This is a genomic window from Bradyrhizobium sp. AUGA SZCCT0160, assembly GCF_018130105.1.
Taxonomy (GTDB): domain Bacteria; phylum Pseudomonadota; class Alphaproteobacteria; order Rhizobiales; family Xanthobacteraceae; genus Bradyrhizobium.
Window position 1 is genome coordinate 39,074 of record NZ_JAFCMD010000012.1, and the last position, 23,023, is coordinate 62,096.

At 63.3% G+C, this 23,023-nt stretch carries 22 protein-coding genes; 13 read left to right on the plus strand and 9 right to left on the minus strand.

The genetic code is table 11. The features are described 5' to 3' along the window. The first annotated feature begins 168 nt into the window (after positions 1–168). Both JQ558_RS19875 and JQ558_RS19880 read left to right on the plus strand, forming a co-directional pair. Entirely contained in the window at positions 169–1,632 is a 1,464-nt protein-coding gene (locus tag JQ558_RS19875; RefSeq protein WP_212294638.1) for a YcjX family protein, read from the plus strand. Then, entirely contained in the window at positions 1,629–2,660 is a 1,032-nt protein-coding gene (locus JQ558_RS19880; RefSeq protein WP_212294639.1) for a YcjF family protein, read from the plus strand. Before JQ558_RS19875 ends, JQ558_RS19880 begins: the two co-directional genes overlap by 4 nt. Here the strand turns inward: JQ558_RS19880 and JQ558_RS19885 are convergent. After that, complete coding sequence (locus JQ558_RS19885; RefSeq protein WP_212294737.1) at positions 2,580–4,157, minus strand: glycosyltransferase family 39 protein; 1,578 nt, start codon at positions 4,155–4,157, stop codon at positions 2,580–2,582. The two genes, JQ558_RS19880 and JQ558_RS19885, sit on opposite strands and share 81 nt — an antisense overlap. A 337-nt stretch (positions 4,158–4,494) precedes the next feature. Between JQ558_RS19885 and JQ558_RS19890 the strand changes: the two genes are divergently transcribed. The 4 genes from JQ558_RS19890 (at position 4,495) to JQ558_RS19905 (ending at position 8,182) form a co-directional block, all read left to right on the plus strand. Continuing rightward, a complete protein-coding gene (locus tag JQ558_RS19890) occupies positions 4,495–6,231 on the plus strand; it encodes an adenylate/guanylate cyclase domain-containing protein (RefSeq protein ID WP_212211934.1) in 1,737 nt (578 codons plus the stop codon). 323 nt (positions 6,232–6,554) lie between these two features. Beyond that, the gene (locus JQ558_RS19895; protein WP_212211937.1) at positions 6,555–6,794 is read left to right on the plus strand and encodes a hypothetical protein; all 240 of its coding nucleotides are present in this window, start codon (positions 6,555–6,557) and stop codon (positions 6,792–6,794) included. Between the two features lie 437 nt (positions 6,795–7,231). Then, complete coding sequence (locus tag JQ558_RS19900; RefSeq protein ID WP_212294640.1) at positions 7,232–7,489, plus strand: hypothetical protein; 258 nt, start codon at positions 7,232–7,234, stop codon at positions 7,487–7,489. A 492-nt stretch (positions 7,490–7,981) separates the two neighbouring features. Next, complete coding sequence (locus JQ558_RS19905; RefSeq protein ID WP_027539571.1) at positions 7,982–8,182, plus strand: cold-shock protein; 201 nt, start codon at positions 7,982–7,984, stop codon at positions 8,180–8,182. A 137-nt stretch (positions 8,183–8,319) separates the two neighbouring features. Here the strand turns inward: JQ558_RS19905 and JQ558_RS19910 are convergent, their stop codons facing one another. Together JQ558_RS19910 and JQ558_RS19915 are read right to left on the minus strand one after the other, a co-directional pair. Continuing rightward, the gene (locus JQ558_RS19910; RefSeq protein ID WP_409410548.1) at positions 8,320–8,970 is read right to left on the minus strand and encodes a hypothetical protein; all 651 of its coding nucleotides are present in this window, start codon (positions 8,968–8,970) and stop codon (positions 8,320–8,322) included. Positions 8,971–9,112: 142 nt separating this feature from the next. Next, on the minus strand, positions 9,113–9,574 hold the full coding sequence (locus JQ558_RS19915; RefSeq protein ID WP_212001390.1) for an Lrp/AsnC ligand binding domain-containing protein: 462 nt from the start codon (positions 9,572–9,574) through the stop codon (positions 9,113–9,115). A 114-nt stretch (positions 9,575–9,688) separates the two neighbouring features. Between JQ558_RS19915 and putA the strand changes: the two genes are divergently transcribed. From putA to JQ558_RS19930, 3 genes are all read left to right on the plus strand, one after another. Continuing rightward, on the plus strand, positions 9,689–12,700 hold the full coding sequence (putA, locus tag JQ558_RS19920) for a bifunctional proline dehydrogenase/L-glutamate gamma-semialdehyde dehydrogenase PutA (protein ID WP_212294641.1): 3,012 nt from the start codon (positions 9,689–9,691) through the stop codon (positions 12,698–12,700). Positions 12,701–12,798: 98 nt separating this feature from the next. Continuing rightward, entirely contained in the window at positions 12,799–14,004 is a 1,206-nt protein-coding gene (locus JQ558_RS19925; RefSeq protein ID WP_212211948.1) for a CaiB/BaiF CoA-transferase family protein, read from the plus strand. Between the two features lie 21 nt (positions 14,005–14,025). Next, positions 14,026–14,673: a glutathione S-transferase family protein gene (locus tag JQ558_RS19930; protein ID WP_212211951.1), complete on the plus strand. Its 648-nt coding sequence runs from the start codon at positions 14,026–14,028 to the stop codon at positions 14,671–14,673. Positions 14,674–14,678: 5 nt separating this feature from the next. Here the strand turns inward: JQ558_RS19930 and JQ558_RS19935 are convergent, their stop codons facing one another. From JQ558_RS19935 to JQ558_RS19945, 3 genes are all read right to left on the minus strand, one after another. After that, positions 14,679–14,846, minus strand: coding sequence for a hypothetical protein (locus JQ558_RS19935; RefSeq protein ID WP_212294642.1), 168 nt, complete (start codon positions 14,844–14,846; stop codon positions 14,679–14,681). An 83-nt stretch (positions 14,847–14,929) separates the two neighbouring features. Then, positions 14,930–16,486, minus strand: a complete 1,557-nt coding sequence (locus JQ558_RS19940; RefSeq protein ID WP_212294643.1) for a hypothetical protein — start codon at positions 16,484–16,486, stop codon at positions 14,930–14,932. A 91-nt stretch (positions 16,487–16,577) separates the two neighbouring features. Beyond that, entirely contained in the window at positions 16,578–17,594 is a 1,017-nt protein-coding gene (locus JQ558_RS19945; RefSeq protein WP_409410550.1) for a hypothetical protein, read from the minus strand. A gap of 248 nt (positions 17,595–17,842) precedes the next feature. Here JQ558_RS19945 and JQ558_RS19950 point away from each other — a divergent pair, with 248 nt between their 5' ends. The 3 genes from JQ558_RS19950 (at position 17,843) to JQ558_RS19960 (ending at position 19,820) form a co-directional block, all read left to right on the plus strand. Then, complete coding sequence (locus JQ558_RS19950) at positions 17,843–18,217, plus strand: Crp/Fnr family transcriptional regulator (RefSeq protein WP_212294645.1); 375 nt, start codon at positions 17,843–17,845, stop codon at positions 18,215–18,217. Further along, positions 18,214–19,026 (plus strand): MBL fold metallo-hydrolase, encoded by an 813-nt coding sequence (locus tag JQ558_RS19955; protein ID WP_212211965.1) that lies wholly within the window; start codon positions 18,214–18,216, stop codon positions 19,024–19,026. The genes JQ558_RS19950 and JQ558_RS19955 overlap by 4 nt, the downstream gene beginning before the upstream one ends. Before the next feature lie 182 nt (positions 19,027–19,208). Beyond that, a complete protein-coding gene (locus JQ558_RS19960) occupies positions 19,209–19,820 on the plus strand; it encodes a glutathione S-transferase family protein (protein WP_212211967.1) in 612 nt (203 codons plus the stop codon). A gap of 124 nt (positions 19,821–19,944) precedes the next feature. Here JQ558_RS19960 and JQ558_RS19965 read toward each other — a convergent pair whose 3' ends face one another. Genes JQ558_RS19965 through JQ558_RS19975 form a run of 3 tightly spaced genes read right to left on the minus strand, consistent with a single transcriptional unit; the run spans position 19,945 to position 21,970 of the window. Further along, positions 19,945–20,442, minus strand: coding sequence for a TPM domain-containing protein (locus JQ558_RS19965; protein ID WP_212294646.1), 498 nt, complete (start codon positions 20,440–20,442; stop codon positions 19,945–19,947). 2 nt (positions 20,443–20,444) lie between these two features. Continuing rightward, positions 20,445–21,338: a YgcG family protein gene (locus JQ558_RS19970; protein ID WP_212294647.1), complete on the minus strand. Its 894-nt coding sequence runs from the start codon at positions 21,336–21,338 to the stop codon at positions 20,445–20,447. A gap of 20 nt (positions 21,339–21,358) precedes the next feature. Continuing rightward, positions 21,359–21,970 (minus strand): LemA family protein, encoded by a 612-nt coding sequence (locus tag JQ558_RS19975; RefSeq protein ID WP_212211973.1) that lies wholly within the window; start codon positions 21,968–21,970, stop codon positions 21,359–21,361. A gap of 198 nt (positions 21,971–22,168) precedes the next feature. Between JQ558_RS19975 and JQ558_RS19980 the strand changes: the two genes are divergently transcribed. Continuing rightward, positions 22,169–23,020: an enoyl-CoA hydratase gene (locus JQ558_RS19980; RefSeq protein ID WP_212294648.1), complete on the plus strand. Its 852-nt coding sequence runs from the start codon at positions 22,169–22,171 to the stop codon at positions 23,018–23,020. The last annotated feature ends 3 nt before the right edge of the window (positions 23,021–23,023 follow it).

Here is a 23,023-nt window from a genome sequence, read left to right on the forward strand (position 1 = left end):
GAAGGTATGCCGCGTCCGGAATGTTGTCACGGGGCGATAAAACATCGCCGTTGGGAGGTCAACGCGCCGCCCGGTTCGTCGGCCGAAACCTCCCTTCAAGCTTGATTTTGGTCCCCCAATCGCCACTTTGGCGGGTGAGCGCCCTCTCATCGAGTCTTCCCGCACCGCATGGCCCCCAGTTTTCAGGATATCGTCGAGGAAGCGCGGCTGTCGGCGCGGGCGCTATTGGATTACGGCGACAGCTTCTTCCATCCGACGGTGCGGCTCGGCGTCACCGGCCTGTCCCGCGCCGGCAAGACCGTGTTCATCACGGCGCTGATCCACGGCCTCACCCGCGGCGGCCGTTTTCCGGTGTTCGAAGCGTTTGCGACCGGGCGCATCGCCCGCGCCCGACTCGAGCCGCAGCCCGATGACGCGGTGCCGCGCTTCGATTACGAGAACCACGTCCACACCCTGATCGAGGAGCGCCTCTGGCCCGCCTCCACCGTCGACATCAGCGAACTCCGCCTGGTGATGGACTATCAGCGCCAGAACGGCGCCGACCGCACGCTGACGCTTGATATCGTCGACTACCCCGGCGAATGGCTGCTCGACCTGCCACTGCTCAACAAAAGTTTTGAGCAATGGTCGGCCGAGAGCCTTGCTTTGTCGCGCGAAGGCCCGCGCGAAAAGCTCGCCACGCCGTGGCACGAACATCTGGCGACGCTGAACGCCGAGGCCCGCGAGGACGAGCCGGCGGCGCGCATGGCGGCCAAATTGTTCACGGACTATTTGCGCGCCTGCCGCGACGAGCGCTTTGCGATGAGCCTGCTGCCGCCCGGCCGTTTCCTGATGCCGGGCAATCTGGCGGGCTCGCCGGCGCTGACCTTTGCGCCGCTCGACGTCGCACCCGACGGCACCGCGCCTGACGGTTCGCTGTGGGCGATGATGCGACGGCGTTACGAGGCCTACAAGGACGTCGTGGTGCGGCCGTTCTTCCGCGATCATTTCGCGCGGCTCGATCGCCAGATCGTGCTGGTCGATGCGCTCGCGGCCTTCAACGCCGGACCGGAGGCGCTGCACGATCTGGAAGCCGCACTCTCCGGCATCCTCGATTGTTTCCGGATCGGCCGCAGCACGATCCTGAGCAATCTGTTCCGGCCGCGGATCGACCGCATCCTGTTTGCGGCGACCAAGGCCGATCATCTGCATCATTCCAGCCATGACCGGCTGGAGGCCATATTGCGGCGCGCGGTCGCCAAGGCCGCCGATCGCGCTGAATACGCCGGAGCGGCCATCGACGTGGTGGCGCTGGCCGCGGTGCGCGCCACCCGTGAGGCGATGGTCGCGCGCGGCCGGGAGAAACTGCCCTCGCTGCTCGGCACGCCGGCATCAGGCGAAGTCGCCAATGGCGATACGTTCGACGGCGAGACCGAAGTGGCGACCTTTCCGGGTGACTTGCCCATCGATCCCGAGGAACTGTTCAAGGGCACGTTCCGCGGCCTCTCCAGCACGCCTTCGGAAAAGGCCGATTATCGCTTCCTGCGCTTCCGGCCGCCGCTGCTGCAGCGCGAAGGCGGCGAAGAGCCTGCGCTGCCTCACATCCGCCTTGACCGCGCCCTCCAGTTCCTGATCGGAGACAAACTGCAATGAGCGAGAAGACGCCCCATCGGCGGCCGGCGACGTTCAAGCTCGATGATCCCGGCGTGATCGTAATGGATCCGGATGATGCCAGCCGTCCCGCGCGCGGCACCGTGCATATCACGCCGGAGCCCGACCCTGCGCAGTTGCCGGTGCCGATCGACAGGCCGCTGGTCCCGGCCCGGCGCGGCCTCCGCTGGGGCACGCTGTTCTGGACCGCCACCGGAGGGCTGGTGCTGCTCGGCCTCGGGCTCGGCGTTGTCAATTTGATCGAGGATCTGTTCGCGCGCAGCCAGACCATGGGTTACGTCGCACTGGCGTTTGCCGTCGCCGCGGCGCTGGCGCTGACGGTTGTGATCGCGCGCGAAGCGTTCGGGCTGGCGCGGCTTGCCGCCATCGAGAAGCTGCACCAGCGCGCCGCCGAAGTGTTGCTCAGCGACGATCGCGCCGCCAGCCGGGCCATCGTCAACGACCTCCTGAAGCTCGCGCATCAGAACCCGCAACTGGCGCGTGCCCGCGCCACGCTGGTGGGTCACGCCGACGACATCATCGACGGCGCCGACATGATCAAGCTGGCGGAGCGCGAATTGATGGCGCCGCTCGACGAGGAGGCGCGGCGGCTGGTCTCGACCGCGGCGCAACGTGTCTCGGTCGTCACGGCGGTCAGCCCGCGCGCACTGATCGACGTGCTGTTCGTGTTCGTCGCCGCGATGCGGCTGATCCGGCAACTGGCGCGGCTTTATGGCGGCCGGCCGGGAACGCTCGGCATGCTCAGCCTGCTGCGCCACGTCATCGGCCACCTCGCCGTTACCGGCGGCCTGGCGATTGGCGACAGCCTGGTGCAGCAGATGCTCGGCCATGGCATCGCGGCAAAGCTCTCGCAGCGGCTCGGCGAAGGCGTGCTCAACGGGCTGCTCACCGCCCGGCTCGGCCTCGCCGCCATCGACGTGACGCGGCCGCTACCCTTCACCGCGCTGCCGCGGCCCGCGCTCGGCGATCTCGCCAAGGACCTTTTGCGCAAGCGCGACGGCGAGGAGTGACATTCCCGGCGGCGCATTATCTGCCAGCACGCGCCAGCGGAACAGCGGCGTGTCCGGCGGCGGCGAGAGTTCCGGCGTCCAGCCGGTCAGCTTCTCCAGCGCATAGGTATCCATCACCACGCCGCGCCAGCTGCGCTCGACGCGTTCGAGCGGCTGCCGCCTGGCTGACGTGACATCCCAGATCGGCAGGCGGTTATCCGGCTCGCGCGCGACGTAGAGGCCGGCGCGATCCCGGATGAGGTTCATGCCGGGATCGCGAAAGCCCTGAAACCTGCCGCGCTCGTTGATCTGGATGACCGGCACGCGGCCGTTGAAATACCAGCGCAGCATTGCGTAGGTGCGATAGTCCGTGGTCGCGATCCAGGTCGCGCCGGTCTTCTGCAGCTGATCCTGGGCACGCGCCACCACCTGCTCATAGCCGGCCTCGCTGCCGACCGGATCGGCGCGGCCGATCAGGTTCCAGGGAACCGCGACATAATAGAAGAACACGCCGACGACGAAGGCGATGCCGGAAATCACCGCCACCCTCGCCCATTTGTTGGTGGATGCGATCATCGATTCCGGCCAGCCCTCGCGCGGCAGCATTGCGAGGTTGATGGCGGTGGCGGCAAATCCGGCCGGCCACAGGAACATCGGCCAGGTATCGCCGACGCGCAATGTCAGCGACTTCCAGAAGAAGTAGCCGAACGGCACGATGACAGCGGTCGAGAGCAGGATCGCAACCGGCTCGCGATGGCGATAGCCGCGCCACGCCGTCAGCGCCACGCCAGACAGCACCACCGGCAACAGCACGAAGCCGACGAGGCCGAACTGCAGGCCGACATAATCGCCGATGGTGCGCAGCGACAATTGATGGGTCGCGACCGCGCGCACGAACTGGAACCGGAACGAGGCCCAGTCGTGCTGATAGTTCCAGATCAGCACCGGCGCGAACACGATCAATGCAATCAGCGCCGCTGCCCACGGATAGGGACTGAGCAGCCAGCGCCGTCGCCAGTCCGGCACCAGCGCAAACGCCAGCACGGAGGGCAGCAGCATGATCACGGTGAATTTCGACAGCATCGCCAGGCCGGCGAACAGTCCCGCTGCGAGCCACCAGCGCGCATTGCCGCTTTCATGGAGCCGGACCAGCGACCACAGCATCGCGACCGCGAGCGGGATCATCGCCGTATCCGGCGCCACCTTCGCCATCAGCAGCCCATAATAAAGCGCGGCCTCCGGCATCAGCAAGGCGAACACGATGGCGCGAAAATCACCGGTGACACGACGGACGATATCGGCAAGCAGCAGCTGCGTGATCAGCATCGCCACGATGCCGCCGAACCGCACACCGAGATTGGTGTCGCCGAAAATCGCAGTGCCGAATCGGATCAGCCAGGCAATCCCGGGTGGATGGTCGAGAAAAGCCAGCGCGCTCTCCTTCGACCAGGTCCAGTAATAGGCCTCGTCGGTGCGCAGCTCGATGACACCGGCATAGATCAGCCGCATCGCCGTCATCGCGGCGATCAACGCCACCACGGCAAGCCACGGCCGGCCGGCGCTATCCGGTTTGTTGCTATTGTCGGGGGCGTTCGTCACGGCGCTTTTTCTTCGACTCCCGCGGGGGTGTCAACGTTTCGCGGCGGAAAAGACTTGGGTCGCCCCGGCCTAGTGCGCAATTGCGCACGGGGGCCGGGGCCCATAGCCACCGATTGTGGTAAGGAAAACGACTCCGGCCTCGGCGCCCATCGATGGGCCGCGGAGTATGGGTCCCGGCCTTCGCCGGCACGACGCCGGAAGGTATCGGTAGAAGAAGTTAAGCACTATCATCGCTATTACTCATCCTATGGACCGCATGGCCTCCCTGTCCCCTAAGCAAATCACAGCCACCCTGCGCGGCGTCAGCCTGCGACAGGTCCGCCTGGCCACCGGCGTGGTGCTGTTCGCCTATCTGATCAGCCATTTCGTCAACCATGCGCTCGGCAATATCTCGATGGAGGCCCTGGCTAGCGGAGTCTATTGGCACACGCTGTTCTGGCATTCGCTGCCGGTCACGCTGGTGTTCTATGCGGCCTGCCTCATTCACACCGGGCTCGGCATCTGGGCGCTGTACGAGCGCCGGCAATTCCGCTGGAAGGCGATCGAGCCGCTGCAACTGGTGCTGGGCCTCAGCATTCCCGCGATGATCATCACGCACGTGATCGGCGTGCGGCTCGGCTATTCGCTGTACGGGCACGAGATACTCTACCCGCAAGTGTTCTTTGCGTACTGGATCTCATGGCCGCCGCTCAAGATGTGGATGCTGTTCGCCGTCCTGGTGATCTCGTGGACGCACGGCTGCATCGGTCTGTATTTGTGGCTGCGCATGAAGGCGTTCTACAAGACCGCCGCGCCCTATCTGCTGGCCGCCGCGGTGCTGATTCCGACGCTTGCCATGCTCGGCCTATATCAGGGCGGACGCATCGTCGTCGACAGCGACAGCGCCGAATGGCGGGCCGAGAATCTCAAACCATCCCAGACGGGGACATCGGCCGAAAAGGCCGTGCTGAACCAGATCACGGATTATCTTCTGCTCGGCTACTGGGGCCTGCTCGGATTTACACTGCTGGCAAAGGGCGCCCGCGCCATTCATGAGCGCCGCGGCGGCATGATCAACCTGTCCTATGGCAACGGCCGAACGATCCGGGTGCCGAAGGGCCTCAGCGTGCTCGAGGCCAGCCTGCGCCACAACGTGCCCCATGCCAGCGTGTGCGGCGGCCGTGCGCGCTGCTCCACCTGCCGTATCCGCATCATCGGCGACCACCACGACCTGCCCGCGCCCTCGCAGCGCGAAGCCTTCGTGCTCGGCCGCGTCGGCACGTCGGATCCGTCGATCCGCCTCGCCTGTCAGTTGCGGCCGGCGAGCGACCTCTCCTTTTTCCAGCTCTTCCTGCCGCACACCATGTCGGCCGACGCACCGTCGTCCAGTCCGACGCGGATCGGCCAGGAGCGTTATCTCGTCAGCATGTTCGTGGACATGCGCGGCTCGACCAAGCTTGCGGAAAAACGCCTACCCTTCGACACCGTCTTCATCGTCAATCGGTTCCTCGGCGCGGTATCGCAGGCGGTGATCGAAAGCGGCGGCCGGCCGAACCAGTTCGTCGGCGACGGCATGCTGGCGCTGTTCGGGCTTGCTGTGAGCCGACAGGAGGCCTGCCGGCAAGCGCTGCGGGCCGCCGCCATGATCGCCGCCAATGTCGACGAGGTGAACAAGTTTCTGGAACATGATCTGCGCGAACCGATCCGATTCGGTATCGGCATCAATGGCGGCGAGGTGATCGTCGGCGACATCGGCTACCGCGACCATATGGTGTTCACCGCGCTCGGCGATCCCGTCAATGTCGCCGCGCGCCTGCAGGACATGACCAAGAGCCTTTCCTGCGAGGTGGTGATCTCGGACGAGGTTCGCGCCGCCGCAGGCCTATCCGCCGACGCGCTGCCGCAACATGAAGTCGAGATCCGCGGCCGCAACGAGCCGATGATCGTACGCAGCGTGTCGGATGCGAAGGAATTATCGGCGCTGATCGACGACGTGACGCCTGCCGCGGCGTGATGGCGATGTAAGCCGAAGTCGTAGGGTGGGCAAAGGCGCGTTGCGCCGTGCCCACCATTCTCTCGTACGAATGCCGTGAGGATGGTGGGCACGCTTCGCTTTGCCCACCCTACGATCTACGATTCCATTCGCGATCCTCACTTTCCCTGAACAAGCATTCAGAAAATTCTGCCCGATCGAGACGCCGTTTTCTCGAACCCGCTTTTTGGCGCGTACGACTGATGGGCGATGGGTCAGACTGAAACTGAAACCCAGACTGAAACTGAAACGATCAACCCGCGCCAGGACAAGATGTCGACGCGCATCATTGAAGGAGAAAGACCATGCGTAAAGTTGCTCTCGCTCTCGCCGCCGCCACTTCCCTCGGCGTTATGGCGCTGGCTCCCACCACCGCTTCGGCGTGGCATCACCACCACCATCACCACGGCCATCACCACCACGGTCACTGGGGCCACGGCTTCCGCATCGGCTTCATCGGTGGCGGTTATGACGGCTGCTACGTGACCCGCCGGGTGTTCACCCCCTACGGCGTTGTCCTCCGCACCGTCAACGTCTGCTACTGATCGAAGCACTCATTCGGTTCAGAAACCCCGGTCGCCCAGCGCGGCCGGGGTTTTCTGTTGTGGGCGCGGTTCAGACGAAGCGAAGCAATCCATCTCGCGACGTGCGAGACGATGGATGGATTGCTTCCGCCTTCGCTCGTTGAGCTACGGCGGACAAGTCGTCGCTTCGCTCCTCGCAATGACGATGGCGCCCAACGTTGCATTAACGATGTGGAATCCCGGCGCAGCCGGCGCCGCCTAGCCCATCGCGGCTTTCCGTTGTGTGATTTGTTTCACATCTGAACAGCCATTCAGGTAGTTGTCCGCAATGTAATGCGGCTTTCTCGAACCGGCTTTCTCGCACGCACGACTGATGGGCGATGGGTAAGACTGAAACCTGAACGATCAACCCGCGCCAAGACAAGATGTCGATCGCGCTTCACTTCCGGAGAAAGACCATGCTTCGTAAAGTTACTCTCGCTATCTCTGCCGCCGCCACCCTCGGCACCATCGCAATGGCTCCGACCGCCGCGTCGGCGAAGCCGGTGCACTGGCCCGCCTTCCCGCATCACCACCACCATGGCCATCATCATCATCACCACGGCTTCGGCTTCAACGTCGGCTACATCGGTGGCGGTTACGACGGCTGCTACGTGAGCCGCCGCGTGTACACCCCGTATGGCGTTGTGTTCCGCACCGTCAACGTCTGCTACTGATCGAACCACAAATTCGGTTCAGAAACCCCGATCGCCCAGCGCGACCGGGGTTTTCTGTCGTTGCAATGTAAATGTGAGAATGAGTTTGGGCGCGCCCGAGGTGACAAAGATGATGATCATCAAGGTCTGTGTATGGTGGATTATCTCACCGCGAACGACTGAAACGAACGGCGGATGAAGGCGCGGATGCTCCCGCTCGGCGCGTCTATTTTGTGGAGAGCCCCCTCCCCCGCACGCCAGGCGAGGGAGGATTTCTGGTCAATCCCCCCATCGACGAGGCTGGCCCCGGCCACGATTTCGCCGCGTCAAATGAGCGCGAAACGGGCAAAACGGCGGAAATACGGTGCGATATGGCGGATTTTTGCGGAATCCGTGGTGCCGTTTGCGCTACCCAGTCCGCCACAACCCGCGTATCCTGAAGTCTCGGGCATGCCCGGTATGTGCGGGGACCGGCGGCTCGGATATTTTTTTGATTCCGCGGAGACGACGTGAATGGCTAAAGGTACGGTGAAGTGGTTCAACCCGACCAAGGGTTATGGATTTATCCAGCCCAGCAACGGCGGCAAGGACGTATTCGTTCACATTTCGGCAGTTGAGAAAGCTGGGCTTTCGACGCTTAACGAAGGGCAGACCGTTGAATACGAAGAGATTGCCAATCGCGGCAAGACTTCGGCCGAGAACCTCAAGGTTTAGCGCTACCGCGCGATCGGCAACGGCGCGCTCTCGGAACTAATCCGGGAGCCGGGCTTGAAAAAACTCTCAAAAAACTGTGAGCGTTCGGCGGAGCGAGCACCGTAGTTGCTCGTACTCATTTTGGGCCGACCGGCCGCTCAATCTTCCTTCACCCATTTCTCGACCGGCATGACGTCCGGGGGCTGCAGATAGCCCCGCGGCCAGAGGTCGACGACCCATTCGGCCTTGGTGGCGCGGTCGACCAGCACGGCGGTGTTGTGCGGCGTCTGCAGCACCAGCGTATTGCCGCGATAGCGGGGATCACCGATCGCATGATGCTTCAGCAGCCCCCAATCCCGCAGCACCAGTAACAGGCTGGTGGTATTGCGGGTGGTGTCCCAGCAATCGTAATTGTGCTTGTCGTCGAAGTAGCGGAAATCCGCTTTCGCCACGCGCTTGTTGGTGCCGAGGATCGGTCCCATACGGCGATCGAACCACACCACGGCCTTCTGCACCGCCGCGCGTTCGGCCACGGCCGACGCACGGCCCGCGGCCATGATCTGCGTCAGCGCGGTGCGGTCTTGCGGCGTGAATTCCAGGATCTGGCGGCGCCGGCAGACGAAGCCGTAACAGACCGTCATCGAATTCGCCGACGGCGGATAGATCGACACCGACGTATAGAGGTCGGCGACCGCCGAACTCATTTCGGCCGCTTCGGAAGCCGCGCCTGATAACGCCACCCCGACAACGCCAAGCACGCCCGCAAGCCGGGAAAACGTCTGGCGCAACGCTCGATCGGCGTCTCTCATGATCCCGGCTATCCAAACCATGGCGGTGCCCGAGAATTAGCGCGTGCCTTTCACGCTGCCAAGTTGCAAAGACCGCCACCCGTGGAACAGGCCACGGCTATTTTTGGCGTGGTGCGTTTTGGTCACGGTTGTTTTGTTTGCGCTACCCGACCGGCAACGGCGCGTCGCGCTTGACCTCTTCCATGACGGCGTAGGTCCGCGTTTCGCGCACCCCCGGCAGCGCCAGTAGGGTCTCGCCGAGAAAGCGTCGATAGGCCGTCATGTCGGCGAGGCGGGCCTTCACCAGGTAATCGAAGCCGCCCGCCACCATGTGGCATTCCAGCACTTCCGGGGCCGATTGCACTGCTTCAGCGAAGCGCTCGAAGACATCGGGCGTGGTCTTGTCGAGCATCACCTCGACGAACACCAGCAAGCCCAACCCCAGCCGATGCGGATTGAGCCGGGCACCATAACCCTCGACAAAGCCGTCGCGCTGCAGCCGCTTCAGGCGCTCGCCGATCGAGGTCGGCGACAGCCCGATCCGCTCGGCCAATTCGACATTCGCAATACGGCCATCCCCCTGAAGAATAGAGAGGATTTTCCGGTCTATCTTGTCAATTTCCATCGTTTATCCGGTCACCTCTGCCATTTTCCGAACTTCCTAAGGCAAAATCGCGAATTTGTCTATCGAACTACGGTTGCAGCAGCGGTAAATTGGGTTAGACTCGAGGGAATCACCATGCCGGACCGCCCACCGCCTCTCCCGCCCTTCGACGCGGCCTACGCGCCCGATGATTCGAAAATCGCCGCCCGGCTGCTCGCCACCGCCAAACTGAGCGGCGAGCAGGAGGCGCGGATCGACCGCTCGGCAACGCGCCTGATCGAAGCCGTCAGAGCCAATGACGATCCGCTCGGCGGTGTCGAGGACATGCTGCGCGAGTTCGCATTGTCGACCAAGGAAGGCCTCGCGCTGATGGTGCTTGCGGAAGCGCTGTTGCGGGTGCCGGATGCGCGCACCGCCGACCAGTTCATCGAGGACAAGCTCGGCCAGGGCGACTTCGTGCATCACGAGACCAAGTCCAGCGCCTTCCTGGTCAACGCCTCGGCGTGGGCGCTCGGCATGTCGGCGCGGGTGATCCAGCCCGGCGAGACGCCGCAGGGCACCATCGGCCGGTTGACCAAGCGGCTCGGCGCACCCGCCGTGCGCGCCGCAACACGCCAGGCGATGCGGCTGATGGGCAGCCATTTCGTGCTCGGCGAGACCATCGAGGCCGCACTGGCGCGGGCCGAAGCGCATGCATCGCGCCACCAGCGCTATTCCTTCGACATGCTCGGCGAAGGCGCGCGCACCGCCGCCGACGCCACGCGCTATTTTGATTCCTATGCACGCGCGATCGATGCGATCGGCCGCACCGCCAACAATCGTCCCCTGCCCGATCGGCCGGGTATTTCCGTCAAGCTCTCGGCGTTGCATCCGCGCTTCGAAGCGGTCAGCCATTCACGCGTGATGAGCGAACTGGTGCCGCGCCTGATCGATCTGGCGCGACAGGCCAAGACCTTCGACCTGAATTTCACCGTCGACGCCGAGGAAGCCGATCGGCTGGAATTGTCGCTCGACGTGATCGCGGCGGCATTCGCCGATCCATCCCTGGCTGGCTGGAACGGCTTTGGGCTCGCGATCCAGGCCTATCAGAAGCGCGCGCGCGAGGTGATCGACCATGTCGACGGTCTCGCAAAAAACCTGAACCGACGCATGATGGTCCGGCTGGTGAAAGGCGCCTATTGGGACACCGAGATCAAGCGCGCGCAGGAGCGCGGCCTCGAGGGTTATCCCGTATTCACCCGCAAGGCGATGACGGACCTGAACTACGTCGCCTGCGCGCAGCAATTGCTGGGCTTGCGGCCGCGGATCTTTCCGCAATTTGCGACCCACAACGCGCTGACAGTGGCGACCCTCCTCGAACTGGCAAAGGACGAACGCGGCTTCGAGTTCCAGCGCCTGCACGGCATGGGCGAAGCGCTCTATGCCCAGCTCAGCGAGGATCATCCTGACATCGCCTGCCGGACCTATGCGCCGGTCGGCAGCCACCGCGATCTCCTCGCCTATCTGGTGCGGCGCCTGCTCGAGAACGGCGCCAACTCGTCCTTTGTTGCGCTCGCCGCTGACGAGGCTATTCCCGTGTCGACGCTGCTGCGGCGTCCAGCGGATGTGATCGGCAGTGCCGACAAGGCCATGCATCCGAACATCCCGTTGCCGCGCGATCTTTTTTCGCCGCAGCGGCCGAATTCGCGCGGGCTGGAATTCGGCGAGCGCGCGGCGTTGGGCCGGCTTGTTGCTGATGTTGCCGCGGAGACCACGCCCACGGCCGGCAGTATCGCCGATGCGACGCCGGCCGCGGTGAATACGGCGATATCGGCCGCGCGTGCCGGATTCAGGAGTTGGAGCCGAACGCCGGCCGGGACGCGAGCGCGCGCTTTGGAAAAAGCCGCCGACCTTTTGGAACAGCGCGCGGCACACTTCATCGCACTGCTGCAACGCGAGGGTGGCAAGACGTTGGACGACGCGCTGTCGGAGTTGCGCGAAGCCGTCGATTTCTGCTGCTACTATGCCGCGCAAGGCCGCGAACAGTTTTGCGACGGCAAGGCCATGCCGGGTCCGACCGGCGAGAGCAATGTGCTCGCCTTGCGCGGCCGCGGTGTCTTCGTCGCGATCTCGCCATGGAATTTTCCGCTCGCGATCTTCATGGGCCAGGTCACGGCGGCGCTGATGGCCGGCAACGCCGTGATCGCAAAACCTGCCGAGCAGACTCCCTTGATCGCGGCGGAGGCCGTGCGGCTTCTCCATGAAGCAGGCGTCTCACCCTCCGCACTGCATCTGGTGCAAGGCGACGGCAAGATCGGCGCGGCGCTGGTGGGACACCCCGACATATCCGGCGTTGTCTTCACCGGCTCGACCGAGGTGGCACGATCAATCAACCGCACGCTCGCTGCCAAGGACGGCCCGATCGTGCCGCTGATCGCGGAGACCGGCGGCATCAATGCGATGATCGTCGATGCCACCGCGTTGCCCGAACAGGTCGCCGACGACGTCGTCACCTCGGCGTTCCGCTCGGCCGGCCAGCGCTGCTCGGCGCTACGGCTGCTGTTGCTCCAGGACGACGTCGCCGATCGCATGATCGAAATGATCGCCGGCGCCGCCCGCGAACTCCGGATTGGTGACCCCTCTGATCCTGCAACCCATATCGGGCCGGTGATCGATGCCGAGGCCAAACAACGCCTGGATGCACATATCGCGCGCATGAAGCAGGACGCGCAGGTGCACTTTGCGGGCACCGCACCGGAGGGTAATTTCGTCGCGCCGCATATCTTCGAACTGTCCGATGCCGGGCAACTTAGGGAAGAAGTGTTCGGTCCGGTGCTCCACGTGGTGCGCTACCGTGCCGACCGGCTCGCCGCCGTGCTGCAATCGATCGAGCGTTCCGGCTACGGACTTACGCTCGGCATTCATTCCCGGATCGACGATACCGTGGACGACATCATCGACGCTGTTCAGATCGGCAATATCTACGTCAACCGCAACATGATCGGCGCCGTCGTCGGCGTGCAGCCGTTCGGCGGCCATGGCCTCTCCGGCACCGGCCCCAAGGCCGGCGGCCCGCATTATCTGGCGCGGTTTGCCACCGAACAGACGGTGACCGTCAATACCGCGGCGGCGGGCGGTAATGCAGCCCTGCTCTCGGGCGGGGAGTAGTTGCATCCCGCGCCCAAATGGCGTTGAAGTTTCAGCACGCACGGCATGCAATATTCCAGCGGAAGAAAAATCAACAGGGTTACGGGAGCGGCATCGAGATGGAAAAAGGCATTTTTGACGGCCTCAAGGTTCTGGACTGCGCGAGTTTCATCGCAGCCCCAGCGGCCGCCACCGTGCTGTCCGATTTCGGCGCCGACGTGATCAAGATCGAACCGCCGGTTACCGGCGATCCCTATCGCAATTTGCCGAATCTGCCGGGCTACCCGCACAGCGAACACAATTTCGCGTGGATGCTGGAAGCCCGTAACAAGAAGAGCCTGGCGCTCGACCTGACGAAACCGGAAGCGCAGGCGGTGCTCTACAAGTTGGTCGCCGAGGCCGATGTCTTCATCACCAACATGCCGCCGCAGGTCCGCACCAAGCTCGGCATCACCTGGGACCATCTGGCGCATCTCAACGACCGGCTGATCTACGCCTCCTTCACCGGCTATGGCGAAAAGGGCGAGGAAGCCAACAAGCCCGGCTTCGACTCTAACGCCTATTGGGCGCGCTCGGGGCTGATGGACCTGGTGCGCGCGGATGAACACACCACGCCAGCGCGATCGATCGCCGGCATGGGCGACCACCCCTGCGCGATGGCGTTTTACGGCGCGATCGTGACCGCGCTGTTCAAGCGCGAAAAGACCGGCAAGGGCTCGCACGTCAGTTCCAACCTGATGGCCAACGGCGTCTGGGCAGCCTCGGTGCTGGCACAGGCCAAACTGGTCGGTGCCAAGTTCGGCGAGCGGCGGCCGCGCGAGCGCGCGCTGAACGCGGTGACCAATCACTACCAGTGCAAGGACGGCCGCTGGCTGATCCTGTCGCTGCTGAACGAGGACCGGCAATGGCCGACACTGGCGCGCTGCCTTGAGCGTGAGGATCTGGTGAGCGACCCGCGCTTTGCAACCAAGAAGGATCGCCACGCGCGCTCGCTGGACCTGATCAAGATCTTCGACGAAATCTTTGCCGGCAAGGACCTCGCAGAATGGCGCAAGATCCTCGACGGCAACGGGCTGGTGTTCGGCGTCGTCGGCATCCTCGACGACATTCCGGGTGACCGGCAGATGATCGAGAACGAAGTGCTGGTGCCGTTCGAGAACGACACCATGATGACCATCAGCAGCCCGATCTGGGTCGACGGCAGCAAGAAAGTCCAGCCGCGCAAGCCGCCCGGCCTCGGCGAACACAGCGACGAGATTTTGCGCAACGCCGGCTATGACGAGGCCGCGATCAAGAAGCTCCGCGCGTCCGGCGCGGTGGCGTAAGCCTGCGGAAAAGATAGCGGCATGACTACCTACCGCCTGCATTACTTTCCAGAGTCCGGAAACAGCTACAAGCTTGCGCTGATGCTGACCCTGTGCGGCCAGACGTTCGAGCCGGTCTGGACCGATTTCGGCGGCGGCATCACGCGGTCAGCGGAATGGCGGCGCACGGTCAACGAGATGGGCGAAATCCCGGTGCTGGAGGAGGACGGCGTCCGTCTCACCCAGACCGCGCCGATCCTGCTGAAGCTGGCGCGGCAGTTCGGCCAGTTCGGCGGCGAGACCGAACAAGAACAGTTCGAACTCCTGCGCTGGCTGTTCTGGGACAACCACAAGCTCACCGGCTACATGGCCTCATACCGGTTCATGCGGACGTTCATTCCGTCTGGCGATCCCGTGGTGCTGAAATATTACCGCAAACGGCTCGACGACTTCCTGGGGATTCTGGAAACGCACTTGCAACGCGATGCGTTCGCGATCGGCGCACGGCCGAGCATCGCCGATATTTCCATGATGGCCTATCTGCATTATCCGAGCGACGAGACTGGATATGATTTTGCGGTGAGCCACCCGGCCATCAGCGCCTGGCTTGGCCGCATGGCTGATCTGCCCGCCTGGAAGTCAGCCTACGATTTGCTGCCCGGCAAGCGGCTGACGCATTACGCGAAATAAGGGGCTCAGCGATTCAACCAGGCCCACGCGATGCCAAAGACGATCACACCGGCAATCACCGTGACCGCAATCGCCCAGGTGCTGACGCGGACGTTGCTGACGACCTCGCGTTTGGCTTCGTTCTCCGCGATCTCGCGATTCCGCTCCCTGTTCTCCTGGTCGGAAGAGCTCATCGCCGGTCCCCGCTCGGTTGGTGCTGATGCTTTGCACACCTTAGCATCAAACGATGACGCGCATCGGTGCTCATGCCGGCCGGCTACCGGCTCTTCACAAAACACATGCCCATGCGTGCGGTCGTGCCGCTGATTTGACAGGCCAGCCCCTCGGCGCAGGTCCAGCTGCGAAAACTCGCGTCGTTGCTGGCGGCCGTCTTGCCCGGAGCGTAGCAATGCGCACCCCAGCCATCGCTATATTCGGTGCCCACCAGTTCCGTGCTGCCGCGCAATTGCGGACGGCTGGCAAAGCCCCGGGAAAAATCCGGCGTCTTGCCATCCCGCACGGTGGTGAGGATGTCACGGCGGCGAACCTGATCGCCGAAGAAGTGCGGCGACGCCGGAACGACCGTTGAATTGGAAGGATTGACCGCCATCCAGTCGACGCCGGGAAAATGAAATCCGCCGATGCCGCGCGTCTGGTGGCACCCGGAACAGGTGACATCGTTCAGCCGCCGCTCAAAGCCGCCGGCCGAGCGGATGTTTTGCAACTTTATACCGCCGGCAGCGGCCTTCTTCAGTGCCGTGACGACGTCAGCTTCGCTGAACACCGCCTTAGCCCCTTCGCCCTGCATCAGGCCGAATTCAGGCTGCAGGTCGGACGCGTCAAATCCAACCGGCGTTGCGGCGATGGCGCTGTTGGCAAGGAATTTTTCCGGGATCAGCACCGCGCCGGAATCGAATGCTGCCAGATGTTTCGGCTCCAGCAGCCATGACTTGAATTCGCGCCCGAGCTTGTCGTCAGCCAGAATGCGGTCGCGGTCGATCTGGTTCTCCATCGGAGCTTCGCGAAATTCCCGCGCCGCGGCGTTGTAGCGAAACACCTTCAACAGATAATCGGTGCGGAAATCCCGCATTGCAGATTTCGGCGCATGCACGATCTGAAGGTTGGTCTCGATGCGATCGATGTTTTCGTAACCGAGCAGATCGAGTGGACCGTTTTCATCCAGCAGATTTTCCGCGAACGGCGCACCGGTCAGCGACAATTCGGCTGCGGCGAGCCAGCGCTTTGCGATTTCGGAACAGGTGACGGGTTTGCCGTTACGGTCTATCCCATCGCGGGCCTTGGCTTTCAGCACGAGATTCAGCGTCATCGGCAGACGGGGCAAAATTGCCCTGTCGTCGGTCCCCGGCGTTTTCATTCGCGTCAGCCGGTAGATCAGCCGGATGTCGCCGCAGCTGGCCTCGTCGACATAGGCGCGGTCCATGCGGTTGACGATGCCCGCCAGCACGAAACGGGTGTCGCTGGCATCAAGCTGGGTGTGGTCGAACAGTTGAAAGGCAAAGCCAGCGCCAACGCCGATGGTTTCGTTCGGCAGGCCATTTTTGTGTCGCGCAATGTAACGATCGAACTCGGCGTCGATCGCCTGCCGAACCGGGACCATCGACGGCAGGGTGAATAGCTGGCCGCTCGTGAGCGGAACATCGGCCGACCGCTCCGGCCACAGCAGACGGCCGATGCCGAACCTGCCACCGTCGAGTTCGCGCAGCGCCAGGGGATCCGTTATCGCGGTCCCGCGCTCCAGCGGCGCGGCGGACGCCGGCAATGCGCCGCACACCAGGGCGAATAGGATGACAAGAAATCGCAGCGCGCGGCTCATGCCCTCACTAACACCGTGCGAAGTGGCCTATTCAAGCAAAAAGGCGCTTCACATCCCGGTGAAGCGCCTTCGTCATTCAGATTGCGCGCAATCAGCGGGCGACGATCAGGCCCTTGCTGGTCACGACCACCCATCTGCCGTCCTGCTTGCGGATGGCATCGATGCGGCCGAGACCGGGGACGGGATCGCCGGCGTAGACTTCAAAGATGCCCTGGCGGCCCTCGATCAGCGCGCTGCCATTGGCGGCGTCACGCAACACCCAGCCGTCCACGGTCGGCAGCCGTGCAATCTCGGGCTTCGGCGCGGGAAGCGGCACCGCCGCAGCCGTTGCGGGCGGCGACACCGTTCCCGTGACGTCCCTCGCGGCGGCCGGCATTGCGGCGGCGACGGGCGCGGGCGCAGCAGCTTGCGCGCGGAGTTTTTCGACGGCCTCGCTGAGCTTGGCGAGCTTGGCGGCCGGCTCGGCCTGCGCCTTCTCGACCTTGTCGAGGCGGTCGCTGGTCTTGTTGAACTGGCTCACCCCGGTTTTGGAGGTGTGCTCGACGCTGGCCTTCAGCGCCAGGATATCGGCATCGATCCGCGCCACCGAGGCTTCGAGCGCGCTGTTGTTGTTCATGGCGGCGGAATTTCCGGCCATCACGTATCCAAGGCCCCCGGTTGCGAGCGCGCCACCGAGCGCACCGGCGACCGTCGCCAGCGCCACCACAGCCGCCATCGCCGACATCCGGCGCTTGCCTGACACCCCGTCAGCTGCAACGGCCTCCGGCTTCGCATCGGCTTCGTCACCGTTCCACGCGCGCTCGCCGGGCGACATGATCAACAGCTTGCCGGGAATTCGCGGCGATTCAACTTTCGGAGCTTCAGATGTAGCCGCCTCGACCTTCGCCGGTTCAGCTTTGGCAGCTTCAAGCTTGGAAGCCACGACCCTGGGCGCTTCCACTTTGGGTGCATCCGGCTTGGGAGAGGTTTCTTGCTGGTCGGGCGCCAGCATCGGGGACTCGATCGCCGCCATCACCGGCTCTTTGGCTGCGGACATATCGGGAGCGGCCGGCCCGGCGCCGACGGAACCGGTTTCACCGCTGGTGGCCTCGGACTGCTGTTCGCTCACGTTCAATTCTCCAGAATGGGTTGACCTTTTGGTAACTTTTATTGCTTGCGAAATCGTTACCGGGTTCCGCCTTACCGAAATTTAAGAGGGCAACCGGGCCGGTTTGCGGCCGCAAGTTGACGGCGACGCGGCCGGCAATTCCGCCTCGCGCCCATGTTGCCCTGCGGCAATTCCGACAGCTCCGTTTGCGCCCGTTCATTTACCGATTAACATGGCCTGACCATCCAGCCAGAAGGCAGGAGGCCGCCATGACCATCGAAAAATGCATCAACGAGTTTGATGTAGATGACGTCATTTTTGAGGAAGGCTCGACCGGGCGTGAGCTGTTCGTCGTGCTCGACGGCAAGGTCGAGATCGCCAAGGTTAGCGGCGCCAGCAAGACCATCATCGTTACGCTCGGCAAGGGCGAGTTCTTCGGCGAGATGGCCGTGATCGACGGCTCGTCCCGCTCGGCGACCGCGATTGCCGCGGCGGCGCACACCCGCGTGATGCGGATCAACCACGCGCGCTTCGTCTACCTGGTCAGCCAGCAGCCGGCGTTTGCACTGATGATCATGGATGCGCTCAGCAAGCGGCTGCGTGCCTCGAACGCGATCACGTTCAAAGCCGCGGCCAGTCCATGAGCGAGCGCAGGCCGAGCCCATTCAAGACCCTGCTTGAAAGCGACGTCTGCACGCTGATCGAGGCAGCCGAGGACGTCTACCAGATCCGCTTCAAGAACCGCGCGGCGAACGCCTATCTGGTGCGCGGCAGCTCGCGGACCATCATGATCGATGTCGGCCTGTCATCGAACTATCCGCATCTGCTGAAATGTCTGCAACACGTCGATTGTCCGCCCGAGAAAATCGACTTGGTGGTGCTCAGCCATGAGCACCTCGACCATATCGGCGCCGCCTATCATTTCAATGGCCGCGCCTTCATCGCCGCGCATCGGCTGGCCGCCAACAAGATCATGCTGCGCGACGATTTCTCGATGCTGCGCAAGATGTTCAACGAACCGAATATCCCGATCAATGTCGACATCTGGCTCGAGGAAGGCAATCTGCTCGACCTCGGCAATTTCCGCCTCAACGTGATGTACACGCCGGGCCATACCTCGGCCTGCATCACGCTGTTCGACCAGGACAAGGGCCTGTTGTTCGCTTCCGACACGCTGATGCCCGGCGGCGTGATGGGCGGCGTGTTCGGCTCCGGCAGCATCGCCGACTATATCCAGTCGCTGGAGCGGCTGAAGGGGTTGAACTCGAAGATCCTGTTGTCCGGCCACGGCCGCCTGTCCGACACGCCGCAGGACGATGTACGGGTCGCCATTCAACGTTCGCACAACCTGCTATCCGACACCGCGCAATTGTTCGATGCGCTGGATGCGCGCTCGAATTTCGAACCGATCATGCAATCGGTGCGCGACCTCAACAAGCTGGATGACGGCTAGGCAGCCAACGCCGCCGAACCAATTGCGGCATCCGGAATTATTCCCCCTGCGTGGACCCTGGCATCATTTAAGATCACACTTGCCGACCCTTCTGTGTGACTCAGCGATTTGACAAAATTTGTGGCGGCCTGTTCAACAGCAGCAATAATGACGCCTCAAGAGGCACAGGGAGAGAGAGCACCATGAAACTTTACGACTCGGTCGGACCGAACCCGCGCATTGTCCGTATGTTCATGGCGGAAAAGGGCATCGAAATGCCGAAGCAGACGGTCGACCTGCGCAAGGGCGAAAACCGCGAAGCCGAGCATCTGAAGCGCAATCCGCACGGCCAGATGCCGGCGCTTGAACTCGACAATGGCAGCTATCTCTCGGAAGTCATCCCGATCTGCGAATACCTCGAAGAGAAGACCCCGGCGCCTGCGATGATCGGGACGACGCCGGAAGAGCGCGCCGAATGCCGGATGTGGACGCGCCGCGTCGATCTCAACATCTGCGAACATCTCGCCAATGGCTTTCGCTTCGGCGAGGGTCTGAAGTTTTTCGAAAAGCGCATCCTCTGCGCGCCCGAAGCCTCGCCCGGCCTGAAGATGATCGCGGCCAACCGCCTGCAATGGCTCGACGGCCAAATGGCGGGGAAGGATTACATCTGCGGCAAACGCTTCACGATGGCCGACATCCTGCTGTATTGCTGGCTCGATTTCGGCGGCACGGTCGGCCAGCCGCTGGATCAAAGCAACGGCAATATCGTGGCGTGGATGGCGCGGGTTGCGGAGCGGCCGTCGGTGAAGGCCTGACCGTCATTGCCTGCGACAAGCGCGAAGCGCTTGCGCAAGGGAGCGCAAGCGACGAAGCAATCCCTACTTGCTGTTTGGCTGTGGATTGCTTCGCTTCGCTCGCAATGACGTGGAAGGTTCTGAGTTAAATCACCACCGGCGTATCCGGCAGTTCATTCGTCCCGCCGCCCTGCGGCGGGAAATGCGCCGCCAGTTCGCGCGACACCGCCTCGATCCCCTTGATCACGCCGCGTTCGAAATTTCCCGCCCGAAACTCCGCTTCCATCTCGACGCAGATATTCTCCCAGCCGGCAGTGCCGACATGCGCGTGGATGCCGCGGTCGGCGACGATTTCGACGTCGCGGTCGGCGAGCAGGAGATAGATCAGTACGCCATTGTTGTGCGCGGTGTCCCAGATCCGCAGTTGCGAGAAAACATCCAGCGCGCGTTCCCGCGCCGGCTGGTTGCGGAACAGCGGCGCGCCGTCGAGCGCGCCTTCGACGACGAAGCGGACCTGGCCGGAATGCGTGGCCTCGCCCGCCCTGATCGCCGCCTCGATCGCGGCCAGCACTTTTGGCGGAAAGTCGCGGCGCTCCCGCCAGCGGTGTAGGAGCAGGTGCCTGCCAATGCGTTTGATGTCCATATCTACCAGCTCCCCGACGCGCCGCCACCGCCGAAACTGCCACCCCCGCCGCCGCTATCGCTCGAGCTGCTGCTGCTCGAACTGCCTCCGGACCATGAGCCCCCGCTGCTGCCGCCGGACCAGCCGCCGCTCCCACTGCTTCCTGGCCCCGACGACACGATGGCGTCGCTGAACAGCACGAAAAGCGCTGCGATTAACCCCGCGAATATACCCGCAACCAGCGAGCCGAACAGGAACCAGGCGATCAGCATCACCACGCCGCCGCCAACGCCCGCGCCGACCAGCCGCCCGAGCATGGTCCGCATCAATCCGCCGAACAGGAACACCGGAATCAGGAGAAACGGATTGAACAGCGCATCGACGTCGAACACCCCTGCCTGATGTTGCCAATGCGGCGGCTCCGGCTCCGGCAGTTTCTCGCCATCGATGATCCGGATCATCTTGTTAAGGCCGGCCGAAACGCCGCCGGCGAAATCACCGGACTTGAATTTTGGCGTGATCTCCTCGTCGATGATGCGCTTGGTGGTGACGTCGGTCAGCGCGCCTTCGAGGCCATAGCCGACCTCGATGCGAAGATGACGATCGTTCTTGGCGATGACCAGCACGGCGCCGTCGTCGATCTTCTTGCGGCCGATCTTCCAGGCCTCTGCCACGCGGAGCGAGAACTGCTCGATCGCCTCGCCATCCGTCGTCGGCACGATCAGCACCGCGACCTGGCTGCCCTTCCGGGTCTCGAAACTTCGGATGGTCTGGTTCAGCGAAGCGATATCGCCGCTGGTGAGTGTCCCGGTCTGATCGACCACGCGCCCGACGAGCGGTGGCACCACGACGATGGCCAGAGCTGAAGCAGCCCAGAACAGGAGCAGCGCAAGAATGGAAACTCTTGCAGCATTCATTGCGATTGATCTTTGATCCGCTACTTCGCGGGCGCGGCCGGTGTCGGATTGAAATCCACCTTCGGCGCCGTGGATATTTCCTTCTCGTTCTCGACCGCGAAGTTCGGCTTTTCCTTGTAGCCGAACATCATCGCCGTCATGTTGTTCGGGAAGGTGCGGATACCGACATTGTAGTCCTGCACCGCCTTGATGTAGCGGTTGCGCGCCACCGTGATGCGGTTCTCGGTGCCTTCGAGCTGTGCCATCAGATCCTTGAACAGTGCGTCGGATTTCAGCTGCGGATAGTTTTCGGTCACGACCAGTAGTCGGGACAGCGCGCTGGAGAGTTCACCCTGGGCGGCCGTAAATTTCTGGAACGCGGCGGGATCGTTCAACACCTCGGGCGTGGCCTGGATGCTGCCGACCTTGGCGCGGGCGTTGGTGACCCCGAGCAGCACGTCCTTTTCCTGCTGCGCAAAACCCTTCACCGAATTGACGAGGTTGGGCACGAGATCAGCGCGCCGCTGGTACTGATTCACCACCTCCGACCAACCCGCCTTGACCTGCTCGTCGGTGGTCTGGATGGCGTTGTAGCCGCAATTGGTCAGGCTCAGCGTCGCCAGCGCCGCCAGCACGGTCCATAATCTGCGCATAAAACACTCCCGGTATTATTTCGTGTCACGGTATCAGAATGGCGTGGTTTCATACAATTATTCCGGGGCTGGGCCTAATGGCCCATCCCGGAATAACGGCGGTGATTGAATGAACTTCGGGCCGCTTTCGTTCCGATGGCTCTTGCCTATCGTCAGCCGAAATAGTCACATGGCCGCACAATAATAACGGGAGGGCCCATGACCACATTCGAAACCATCGTCGTGGAGCGGCCGGAGCCGCGCATCGCGCGGATCGTGATGAACCGGCCCGAGGCGCGCAACGCGCAGAACCTGCAAATGACCTACGACCTCAACGCCGCCTTCGATGCGGCTGTGCAGGATGACGCGGTCAAGGTCATCATTCTCGCAGGAAGCGGCCCACATTTTTCCGCCGGGCACGACCTGCGCCTGGGCAGCAAAAATGAAGCGGGGGTGGATTTTCCGCCGGTCGGAAATTGGGGCGGCTTTGCCGAACCCAACGCCCATGGCCGCTTCGCCCGCGAGCAGGAGATCTATCTGCAGATCACGCGGCGCTGGCGCAATCTGGCGAAGCCGACCATTGCGGAAGTGCACGGCAAATGCATCGCCGGCGGCCTGATGCTGGCCTGGGCCTGCGACATGATCGTCGCCAGCGCCGATGCCGAGTTCTGCGATCCCGTGGTCACGATGGGCGTGTGCGGCGTCGAATGGTTCGTGCACCCCTGGGAGCTGGGCCCGCGCAAGGCCAAGGAATTGCTGTTCACGGCGGATACCTGGAGCGCGGACGAGGCGCACCGGCTCGGCATGGTCAACCACGTCGTGCCGCGCGCGGAGCTTTCCTCGTTCGTGATGGCGCTGGCGCAGAAGATCGCAGCCAAGCCGTCGTTTGCGCTGAAGCTGACCAAGGAGGCCGTCAACCGCTCGGTGGACGTGATGGGACAGCCCGCGGCGATCGAACAGGCGTTCGCGCTGCATCAGCTCTGCCATGCGCATAATCTTCAGGAATTCGGCATGGTGGTGGACCCCGCGGGTCTCCATCCGTCCGTCCGGAAATCAGCTGTAACGAAGTAGATC